Raw genomic sequence first — 10,543 nt, forward strand, 5'->3', positions numbered from 1 at the left:
TGTTGATGGCCTTAGCTTCGTCGAGCGCCATACGTTAAGGCACGCTTAAGCCGGGCGCTGTTACCATAAACCACCATGCGAGTCCTCTTGGTGGAAGACGATCGTTCACTTGGCGAAAACCTGCAGAACTGGCTCCAGCTCGACGGTTATGCGGTCGATTGGGTGATGCGCGGCGATCTTGCCGACACCGCATTGCGTACGCATAGCTACGACTGTGTGGTGCTCGACCGCGGCCTGCCCAGACTATCGGGCGACAGCCTGCTGGCTGCGTTACGCGCGCATGGCAATGCGGTCCCGGTATTGATCGTCACCGCTCGCGATACGCTGGCCGATCGTATCGCCGGTCTCGATCTCGGCGCCGACGACTATCTGGTCAAGCCATTCGATCTCGAAGAGCTGTCGGCGCGCATGCGCGCCGCGATCCGGCGCGGTACGCAGCAGGCGCAGGCGGTTGGCGAGTTGCACGTCGATGGCGTACGGCTCGATCCAGCCGCGAAACGCGTGACCTTGAACGGCGAGCCGATCACGCTGACCGCGCGTGAATTCGCAATACTTCACGCGCTGATGCGCAACCCCGGTCGAATCCTGACACGCAGTCAGATCGAGGAGGCGCTGTATGGCTGGGGCGACGAAGTCGAAAGCAATGCGATCGAAGTCCATATCCACCACCTGCGCAAAAAGCTTGGCGCCGAGCGCATCGTCACGCTGCGCAACCTCGGTTACACCTTGCGCGGCGATCGATGAAAACCGCAGCTTATTCGCTGCAGCGGCGGCTGCTGACGGTCGTGCTCGGCGCGAGTTCGCTGCTGTGGCTGTCAAGCGTCGCCGTCATGATCGACGTTGCCTGGGACGAAACCGGCGACGTGTTCGACGATGGGCTGAAGGAAACCGCACATCTGATCATGGCGACGATTGATGATCCACGGGCCGCAGCGACGCTTGTCGAAATAGTGCCGGCTGACGCAAAAAGGCGGGTCCGTATGCACTACCAGATCATCGTTGACGGGCGTGTGATACGCCGCACGGCGGGCGCGCCGCAACAGCCTTTCGTTGCTGCTGGCAGCGATGACGACGGTTATGCCGACAGCGGCCCCTGGCGAGTTTACGTGTTACAAAATCCAGTTGCCGGCTTCGATATTCAGGTCGCCCAGCAGGACGAATCGCGGCTCGAAATCCTCGAAGATCTGGCGGAGGACCTGCTGTTGCCGGCGCTGGCGCTATTGCTGCTCCTGGCGCTGGTAAGCTGGTTCGCGATCTGGTATTTGCTGCGCCCTTTGCAGCATACCGCGCGCGTGATCGCCAGAAAGTCGCCGAACGATTTAACGCCACTGGCGACGGACAGGGAGCCCTCTGAACTCCTGCCTGTCATCTCCGCGCTCAATAGCCTGCTCGCACGTCTCAACGCGGCGCTAATCGGTGAACGCCGTTTCACTGCCGATGCCGCGCACGAGCTGCGCACGCCGCTCGCTGCCCTGCGCACGCAGGTGCAGTTGATGCAACGCCAGCAATCGGGCGAGGGCGCGTCGCTGCAAAAACTGCGTGACGACATCGACCGTATCACCGCGCTGGTCGCGCAGTTGCTGGTGCTGGCCAGGCTGGATCATGACGAGCCGGGGCAGCGCGTACGCACGCAGGTACCGCTCGCACCTCTGCTTGCGGAAGTGTGCGAAACGGCGCGCGCAGCGGCAGCGGCCAAGGCCATGATGTTAGAATGTCGCTGCCACGCTGAACAAATTGACGGCGATACGGAACTGCTGCGCATCGCCCTGCGCAATCTGATCGACAACGCAATCCGCTATTGTCCGCCGGGAAGCCGCGTACAAGTGACAGCGCACAAGATGCCTTCCACTATGGAACTGGTAGTCAGTGATAACGGCCCCGGCGTGCCGCTCGACGAACGCGTGCGCCTCGCCGATCGTTTCTATCGCGTGCTTGGTAGCGGCGCGCCGGGCAGCGGCCTTGGGCTGTCGATCGTCAAGCGCATCGCCGATCGGCACGAGGCCACTCTCATCTTTGCGGATGGGCTCGACGGCACCGGTCTGACAGTGCGGCTCAGCTTTCCGCGTGCCTCGTTTTCAGTTTAGGGTTTTGCTTCAGCTTCATACCGGCAAACCAGCACCAATTTCAGTCTGGCAACCGCGCTTGATTCCCGTGCGCGGCAATGACAGCACATTTCCCTCACACTGCGCGCAGTTCGGCAATGACGGCGCGGGCGATGACGGGGGCATGCGATCTCTTAAGTTTGTCTTAATCCCGCTTTGTTCTAATGACTCATGCCCGATGCGGGCTGGACAAATTCTTTCACTCAGGAGATCACCATGAACGTCAAAAAAACCATCAGCCTGCTTGCTATCGCTGCCGTTACCGGTAGCGTCACGCTGGCGCAAGCCCAGTACACCGGCCCCGCCGCCGCTCCGATCACCGTCAAGGAATTGCTCGCCTAGGGAAAGGACGATCAATACGCGACGTTGCGCGGCAACCTTGTCAAGCGCATCGGCGACGAAAAGTATCTGTTCTCCGACGGCAGCGGTGAAATTACTGTGGAAATCGACGATGAGGATCTTCCGGCGCAGCAGCCTATCGATGCCAAAACCGAAGTCGAGTTGATCGGCGATTTCGATAAGGACTTGATCGGCTCTCCGGAATTCGACGTAGATACGGTCACGCTGGTCCAGTAGGTCGTGCGCGGCCATGAGACCTTCGATAAAAGCGATCGCGACATTGCCGCCAGGCCCTGGGGTTGACCGTGCTGCACTCGTCGGCTTAGCGTGATGGCGGCTGGCATTTCGGCGGAAACGCTCGACCGCAGCCAACGTGGCGACGACTCATCGGATCCCCACAGCCGCTTTCGGGGTGGGATCCTGAAGACCGTTCGCAATGGAACGAGAAGTTAGCTGGAAGCTTAAAGCGCTCCACCCGACGGAATCATTGTTATCGCCAGATGGTCAGGAGGACCGAATGGAGCAGAAACGAAAAATGCGTCACCCGCACGCCGGGTTCAACATGATTACCTACCTATCGGAAATATCGGAAATACTTATGGATCCGCTGAAGTTCTGGATAACGACGCCGATACAGCGTGCGACAGTCCAGGGCCGGGGAATAGCGCAAAACAAATGCAGCGGCGGTTCCGCATCGTCGATGGGGACGCTGCCGGAACGACACAAGCCGATGCTAAAATTTGGAGTATCAATAGAGTAATGAATAACGCGACATTTACCGTTGCGACCATTGGCCTAGGTGAAGGTGAACTCCGATGGTTGCAGCAGATCGTGGAGACTTCGCAATCGCAGGCGCTGCGCTTTGTACCTTACGTAGGGAGTCCTGAGACTGCGCCGGACATAGTGCTTATCGATTCCGATACGCCACAGGCTCTCCAGAGTTGGAGCGGTTTTCTCAAGGCTAAAGCACAAGGAAAAACGATCTCCGGTATTGTGTTGGCGCGCGAGCAGCCCGCGGACAATCCGAAATATTTTATTCAGCGGCCAGTGAGCGCAACGCGGCTTCTAGCCATGTTGGAGAAGGTTGCCATTGAGAAGCATGGTGCGCCGCGCGACGCTGCGCCGGTCTCTGCGGGCGACACGATAACACGCACCAATACTGGGACGCGAGGCGTGCAAACTAACGGCTTACCTGGTGTGAAGGCGCTCGTCGTGGATGCCAGTTTCCCGGTCAGGACGCAGCTGAAGAACGCACTTAAACCGGTCGCCTCCCATGTCGATCTCGCACAAACCGGGGAAGAGGCGATCGAGTTCATCAATAACAAACGCTACGACATCATATTTCTTGAGGTGATGTTACCGGGGATAGACGGTTACGAAATCTGCCGGATGATCAAGCGCGACCCTAAGAAACGAACAACCCCGGTGGTTCTGCTCGTGGCCAGCGCTTCGCCCGCGGAGAGTATCAAAGGCAAGCTCGCGCTTGCGACCTGCGATACCTACCTCTGGAAGCCTTTGCAGCAGGCGGTCATTGACGATGTCGTCAAAAAGCTGCTGTCTATTCCAACACCCGCCTAGATCGTCTCGAACCGCAACGGCGCTGCTTACGCCGCCCGGTCCAAACCATCAAGCAGTTCAGCGGTGCTTTGGAATCGATCGTTGGGGTCTTTCGCAAGCAATGTGTTAACCAAGGACTGATAACGCGAGATTTCGGACGGAAGGCTTGGAATCGGAGTCTCGAGATGAGCTTGAAAGACCTCGTAGGGAGTGGCGCCGCGATAGGGCAAGACCCCCGTTAACATCTGATATAGGATGACGCCGACGCTATAGAGATCGCTGCGTTTATCCACGTCCTGGCGGGTGATTAATTCGGGACTTATATAGTATGCGGTGCCCAGCAGCGAGTTTGCCGAGGTGAGATCTCCGCTGGCATTGGTATCTTTCGCTATCCCGAAATCGATGATAGCCAAGCGTTGCTCATCCCGGAACAAGATATTAGCCGGTTTAAGATCCCGATGGATCACGTCAATCCGGTGGATCGCGTCTAACCCTAATGAAATCTGACGGAGGAAGTGTATCGCTGCCGCCGGGTCTATACTGTGCTTTATCCTTGCTTTTAAATCGCCTGCCGTGAAGTATTCCATTGCGATATAGGCTAGATCGCTCGCGAATCCGCGCTCGAAGACTCTGGCGACGTGAGGGTGGCAGAGTTTTCTCAAGAGGTTGTATTCGCGCATGAAGCGTTTAAAGGGAACGGGGTTCTCTTGCGCTTTGAAAGGTAGGATTTTGAGTACCAGATGTTGCCCATCTTGATGACGTTCAGCGAGAAAAATAGATGCCATTCCGCCCGTGCCGATTTCACGGATGAGCGTGTACCCAGGTACGTTTAAAGGCCGATCCAGATCCGGTGTTAATGGGCCAGGACCTTCGAACAAGCGCGTAGCAACGGTGCTACGCTCCGCATCATTGAATGCGCCGGCGTCATCCGCGCTTGCCGTTTGATCCCCTGCGAAGGTTATTCTTTTGCCCGCCAGCACCGACCGCCTCCGTAACCTTGCGGCTTCAAAGATCCGCACGTATCTCGATCCCTCTGTCCGAACACCGGGATAGTCATACAGTAGCAACGGGTCTCGGGTAAGTAAGGGATGAGCCTATCGCGCCCATGCGGGTAGCAGCCCGGCTTCGTGAGCAAAGGAGCGGCGCGCGTCGAAGTCCGAAAGCGCGGATCCTTCCGGCTGCTGTACGATCCAACGGCGATAGGCGCCGTCGATTTCCGAGGTCCACCAGATTTCGAATGTCTGCGAGGGCCCTAACTGATCGTTCATAAGTAGCTCCGTTATTGTCGAATTAGATACCTTGGATGTTCGGCTCCCAAGCTCGGGAACCCGAAGCAATGGTTACCAAGAGTAAAGCAAAAACGTAACCAAACGCGTGTGTAACCTTGGCGGCAAGACCTCGCATCATGAGAACCTGTAAACGAGCGCCGCTACGCTCGTGCCCGCGAACACGATCATGCAACCAAGACCACCTTTGGTAGCGAGTGGCGAGGTCCTTGGGGTCTCGATTCGATAGCAAGTACGGTCGTCCACTTTCCGGTGAGCGCATTAATAGTGAGCCGTTAGGCCGGTCGATGCGCTCGCGATCCACTTGATCTTCCGCCGCTACTCGCGCTTGGTTCCATTCTTGGAGGTTGATCTGTCCATCGCCGTCACTATCAAAACGCTTCGTCAGCCCTTCCCGATCTTGTTTCCATTCGCGTAACAATAGACTTCCCTCATGACTACGCTCCGTCGACGTGCAATGATGACCGATGCTTACGATGTCTCCGAGTGCGTATAGATTATCTCCAGGCGCCAGGTATTCCACATCGAGGTTAAAATCGCCTTCCCGCCAGCTCGATTTATGCGTCGTAACTACCTCCGCATCGTCGGGATCGATGACGCATTGACCAGTTCCGTCGCTCAAAACAAAAGTATCCGTACTCTGACCGTGTGAGTGCGGTGTCCAAGAACTTCCGCGTTGGCGCTGGACGTTGTAGCGATACCATACGCACGGCGGTCCCGATCTAAAGCCAATCGGGAGGGTGCCCGGATGCGGTTCACAGCGGCCGTAGAGTTCGGTGTAGCCCTGCGCTGCGCTCCGGATGGCCGAGCTTGGCGTGTCGGTGATGAGGTGGTAGCGCCGATAGGCTCCTAACCATGCCCACAGGCTCGCGATCACAATCGCCCCAAGCAACACTAATCGAACCATGGGCTCTGGCGCACACCACGCACCCGCGAGCAAGGCCACGTAGCTTGCCGAAATCAAGCCGTGGCCGAAATCTCGCCACCACGGGCCAAATATCACGATTGACTAAAGGTTTGAAATAAAACGCGAAGATCGACGTCTGTCTTTTCCGCGGTCTCGAAGAGCAGTACCTCGTGCGTTCGAAAGGCGAATAGCTTCGCGATGAACAAGTCGGGGAATTGCTCGATGCCGACGTTATTAACGTTCGCCGCGTCGTTATAAAACTCGCGCCGATCGGCGATGTCGTGCTCCAGGCCGGTGATGCGGCTTTGCAGGTGGTGAAAGGTCTCGTTGGCTTTAAGATCAGGGTAGTTCTCGACCAGTGCGAAGAGTTGCCCAAGACCGGAGCGCAACAGCTTCTCCGCGGCCCCGAGGGCGGGAATATCCGTGGCTTCACGTGCCGCGGCAACCATACTTCGCGCCTCAACGACCTTGCGCAGGGTATCTTGTTCGTGCTTCATGTATTCCTTGCAGGTGGCGCGACCAGTTTTGGCAGCTCGTCGTGACGCTGTTTGAGCAGCACATCGATGTTTCCCCATGCCTTAAGGACGTTGTGCTTCAGCATCACGAAGCGGTTATAAGCGAGGGCGCCGTAGATGAAAACGGTAACGGCCGCGGTGAGCAAAACGTAGCCTGCGATCTCCATGGTGATTTCCCTCGCGATGGTCGGTTGGATACGCCGGCGCTTGTTATGCGCCGTGACTTGGCGCTGTAGCGGCTCCGCGGCCGTGATCTTGATAACGTAGCCGCCGTGACGCACCGGGCGCAACGCCGTCTTGAAGGATGGCAAACCCTATTCATTGGGCTCATAACCCAAGCTCGGCCCGAGCCAACGTTCGATCGCTTTAAGGTCCATACCTTTCCGCCTTGCATAGTCGTGGACCTGGTCTTCGTTGATCGGTCCCAGTCCGAAATAACGCGCCTGTGGATGGGAGAAATACCAGCCGCTTACCGAGGCCATCGGGTACATCGCGTAGCTTTCGGTGAGGTGGATCCCGGTGTGCTCTTCGGTATCGAGCAGCCGCCATAGCAAGGGTTTTTCGGTGTGATCGGGACAGGCCGGGTAGCCGGGCGCGGGACGGATCCCTTGATAGCTTTCGTTGATCAGTCCCTCGATGTCAATGCTTTCCTCGGGCGCGTAACCCCAAAATTCCTTGCGCACGCATTGGTGCAACCGCTCCGCGAAGGCCTCGACCAGACGGTCCGCTAATGCCTTAATCATGATGGACGAATAATCGTCGTGTTGATCCTCAAAGCGCTTGATGATTTCCTCTATGCCGATGCCGGCCGTGACCGCGAAGGCGCCGATATAATCCGCGACGCCGGTTTCCTTCGGCGCGACGAAATCGGCCAACGCGAGATTAGGCTGTCCCGGCGGCCGTTTCTGTTGTTGCCGCAAGGAGTGGATCACCGTGAGCTCCCCGGAACGAGTCTCATCGGTATAGATCTCGATGTCGTCCTCGCCCACGGTATTCGCGGGGAATAAGCCGACGACACCGGATGCGCGCAGCCATTTTTCCTCGATGAGCTGCGCTAACATCACTTGGGCGTCACGGAAAAGCCTACGCGCCGCATCGCCGACGGTGACATCGTCCAAGATCCGCGGATAACGTCCCGCAAGCTCCCAGGCGATAAAGAAAGGCGTCCAATCGATGTAGTGGCTCAGCTCCTCCAAGGAGTAATCCGCGAACACCAAAACTCCCAGTTGCTTTGGTGCGGGAGGATTGTACGAGCGCCAATCCGCCGCGAGTTTATTTTGCCTTGCCGCGGCGAGGCTTACCCATTCAGTGCGCGCTTGACGTCCCTTATGGCGTTCGCGCACTTCCTCGTATTCCTGATTTATTTTAGCGGCGAACTCAGTACGCAGTTCCTGGCTCATCAACTTCGCGGCGACTCCGACCGCGCGCGAGGCATCGCGCACATGGACCGTGGGCTGTTGGTAATTCGGTGCGATCTTGACCGCCGTGTGCGTACGTGAGGTCGTGGCGCCGCCGATGAGGAGGGGGATCGTGAAGCCTTGGCGCTGCATTTCCTTGGCGACGTTCACCATCTCATCGAGCGATGGCGTGATGAGGCCGCTCAGGCCGATAAAATCGGCGTGCTCCTGCCTAGCGGTCTCGAGGATCTTTTCCGCCGGAACCATCACGCCGAGATCGATGACCTCGAAGTTGTTGCATTGGAGGACGACGCCCACGATATTCTTGCCGATGTCGTGCACATCACCCTTGACGGTGGCCATGATGATTTTGCCGTTATTCCGAATGACGCCGCCGGCGCGTTTTTCCGCCTCGATATAAGGCACGAGGTGGGCGACCGCTTTTTTCATCACGCGGGCGCTCTTGACGACCTGGGGTAGAAACATCTTGCCCGCCCCGAAGAGATCACCGACCACGTTCATGCCGTCCATGAGCGGGCCTTCGATGACCTGCAGCGGGCGCTCATGAGCTTGCCGCGCTTCTTCCGTATCGCTTTCGATGTAATCGGTGATCCCTTTGACGAGAGCATGCACCAGGCGTTCTTGCACTCTCTGGTTACGCCAGGCGGAATCATCGTGTTTTTCCCTCGCTTCGCCCTTGACGGTTTCGGCAAGTTTGACTAAGGCTTCGGTGGCGTCGGCACGGCGATTCAAAAGGACATCTTCAGTCCTCTCCATCAGTTCACGGGGGATGTCCTCGTAGATCCCGAGCTGCCCGGCATTCACGATCCCCATGTCCATCCCAGCCTTGATGCCGTGATACAGAAAGGCGGTGTGCATGGCCTCCCGTACCGGGTTGTTACCGCGAAACGAGAACGAGACGTTGCTTACCCCGCCGCTGACGAGCGCATGGGGGAGGTGATGTTTGATCTCGCGCGTGGCTTCGAAAAACGCCAAGGCATAATCGTTGTGCTCTTCCATCCCCGTCGCCACCGTTAACACGTTGGGATCAAAGATGATGTCTTCCGGCGGAAACCCGAGCCTTTCAGTGAGGATTTCGTAGCTGCGTTTACAGATCGCGAATTTTCGCTCGGCCGTATCGGCTTGCCCGCGCTCATCGAAGGCCATGACGACGACCGCCGCGCCATAACGGCGCACCAAGCGCGCATGCTCGACAAAGCGCTCCTCGCCTTCTTTCAGGCTAATCGAGTTGACCACACCTTTTCCCTGCAGGCACCGGAGTCCCGCTTCGATGATGCTCCATTTGGAGGAGTCGATCATCACCGGCACGCGGCTGATCTCGGGCTCCGCGGAAATCAGATTCAAGAACCGGATCATCAAGGCTTCGGAATCGAGCATGCCTTCGTCCATGTTGACATCGATCATCTGAGCGCCGTTCTCCACCTGATGCCGCGCCACCTGCACCGCGGCATCGATCTCGCCCGTTCGCACCAGCGCGGCGAATTTCGGTGAGCCGGTAACGTTGGTGCGCTCGCCGATATTGACGAAATTCACCTCCGCTCCGATCGTCAGCGGTTCCAGACCGCTCAGCCGGCAGTGGCGGGGGATCTCCGGGACGCGGCGCGGCAGGAGATCGCGTAATGCCTCCGCCATCGCTCGGATGTGCGCCGGCGTCGTGCCGCAGCAGCCGCCGACGATGTTCAGGAATCCGCTCTCGGCGAATTCCCGCAGTACGCCGGCCATGAACTCGGGGCTTTCGTCATACTGGCCGAACTCGTTCGGCAGGCCCGCGTTGGGATGGGCGCTGACGTAAGTGCCGGCGACTCTCGCCAGCTCCTTGACATAGGGCCTCAACTCCGTAGCGCCGAGCGCACAATTCAAACCGACCGTGAGCGGGTTTGCATGTGCGACCGAATTCCAGAATGCCTCAGTGGTCTGGCCCGTCAAGGTGCGCCCGCTGGCGTCGGTGATGGTTCCCGAAATCATGATCGGAACGCGGAGGTTGTGGTTCTGGAAATACTCGTCGATGGCGAACAAGGCCGCTTTGGCGTTGAGGGTGTCGAAGACGGTCTCAACCAAAAGCATATCGGCGCCGCCATCGAGCAAGCCCCGGATAGCGGCCGTGTACGCCTCGGCCAGCTCGGCGAAGGTCGTGTTTCGGAAAGCCGGATTGTTGACATCCGGCGAGATCGAGGCCGTGCGATTCGTGGGTCCGAGCACGCCGGCGACGAACCGGGGGCGGCTCGCTTCTTCGAGCTCGTCGGCGACGGCGCGCGCCAGATGCGCTCCGGCGTAGTTCAACTCGTAAGCAAGAGATTCCAGCCGGTAGTCTGCCATCGCGATAGCGGTGGAATTGAAGGTATTGGTCTCCAAGATATCGGCGCCGGCCTCCAGATAAGCGCGGTGAATCGCGCCGATGATCAGCGGCTGGGTAAGCGTC

General features: G+C 58.3%; 8 protein-coding genes and 2 pseudogenes. 5 read left to right on the top strand and 5 right to left on the bottom strand.

Annotated elements, in window-relative coordinates:
- Positions 1-75 precede the first annotated feature (75 nt).
- From M3436_06185 to M3436_06205, 5 genes and pseudogenes are all read left to right on the top strand, one after another.
- Positions 76-744, top strand: a complete 669-nt coding sequence (locus M3436_06185) for a response regulator transcription factor (GenBank protein MDQ3563729.1) — start codon at positions 76-78, stop codon at positions 742-744.
- Positions 741-2,084 (top strand): ATP-binding protein, encoded by a 1,344-nt coding sequence (locus M3436_06190; GenBank protein MDQ3563730.1) that lies wholly within the window; start codon positions 741-743, stop codon positions 2,082-2,084. Before M3436_06185 ends, M3436_06190 begins: the two co-directional genes overlap by 4 nt.
- 234 nt (positions 2,085-2,318) lie before the next feature.
- A pseudogene (locus tag M3436_06195) lies at positions 2,319-2,678 on the top strand (NirD/YgiW/YdeI family stress tolerance protein).
- 280 nt (positions 2,679-2,958) lie between these two features.
- A complete protein-coding gene (locus M3436_06200) occupies positions 2,959-3,201 on the top strand; it encodes a hypothetical protein (GenBank protein ID MDQ3563731.1) in 243 nt (80 codons plus the stop codon).
- Positions 3,201-4,019, top strand: coding sequence for a response regulator (locus tag M3436_06205; protein ID MDQ3563732.1), 819 nt, complete (start codon positions 3,201-3,203; stop codon positions 4,017-4,019). Before M3436_06200 ends, M3436_06205 begins: the two co-directional genes overlap by 1 nt.
- 26 nt (positions 4,020-4,045) lie before the next feature.
- On the opposite strand, the gene M3436_06210 is transcribed toward M3436_06205, so the two are convergent.
- From M3436_06210 to metH, 5 genes and pseudogenes are all read right to left on the bottom strand, one after another.
- Complete coding sequence (locus M3436_06210; protein ID MDQ3563733.1) at positions 4,046-4,978, bottom strand: serine/threonine protein kinase; 933 nt, start codon at positions 4,976-4,978, stop codon at positions 4,046-4,048.
- A gap of 114 nt (positions 4,979-5,092) precedes the next feature.
- On the bottom strand, positions 5,093-5,266 hold the full coding sequence (locus M3436_06215; GenBank protein ID MDQ3563734.1) for a hypothetical protein: 174 nt from the start codon (positions 5,264-5,266) through the stop codon (positions 5,093-5,095).
- Between the two features lie 22 nt (positions 5,267-5,288).
- Positions 5,289-6,287 (bottom strand): hypothetical protein, encoded by a 999-nt coding sequence (locus M3436_06220; protein ID MDQ3563735.1) that lies wholly within the window; start codon positions 6,285-6,287, stop codon positions 5,289-5,291.
- A pseudogene (locus M3436_06225) lies at positions 6,284-6,873 on the bottom strand (LemA family protein). The gene M3436_06220 and the pseudogene M3436_06225 overlap by 4 nt, the downstream one beginning before the upstream one ends.
- Before the next feature lie 147 nt (positions 6,874-7,020).
- The coding region (gene metH / locus M3436_06230; GenBank protein MDQ3563736.1) for a methionine synthase at positions 7,021-10,543 on the bottom strand (3,523 nt) is incomplete at its 5' end.

The sequence above is a fragment of the Pseudomonadota bacterium genome (assembly GCA_030859565.1).
Lineage (GTDB): Bacteria > Pseudomonadota > Gammaproteobacteria > JACCXJ01 > JACCXJ01 > USCg-Taylor.

What these genes read in the sequence shown, in the direction of transcription:
- M3436_06185 (MDQ3563729.1), top strand. Translation starts at nt 76, where the DNA reads ATGCGAGTCCTCTTGGTGGAAGACGATCGTTCACTTGGCGAAAACCTG.
- M3436_06205 (MDQ3563732.1), top strand. Translation starts at nt 3,201, where the DNA reads ATGAATAACGCGACATTTACCGTTGCGACCATTGGCCTAGGTGAAGGT.
- M3436_06215 (MDQ3563734.1), bottom strand. Translation starts at nt 5,266, where the DNA reads ATGAACGATCAGTTAGGGCCCTCGCAGACATTCGAAATCTGGTGGACC.
- M3436_06190 (MDQ3563730.1), top strand. Translation starts at nt 741, where the DNA reads ATGAAAACCGCAGCTTATTCGCTGCAGCGGCGGCTGCTGACGGTCGTG.
- M3436_06200 (MDQ3563731.1), top strand. Translation starts at nt 2,959, where the DNA reads ATGGAGCAGAAACGAAAAATGCGTCACCCGCACGCCGGGTTCAACATG.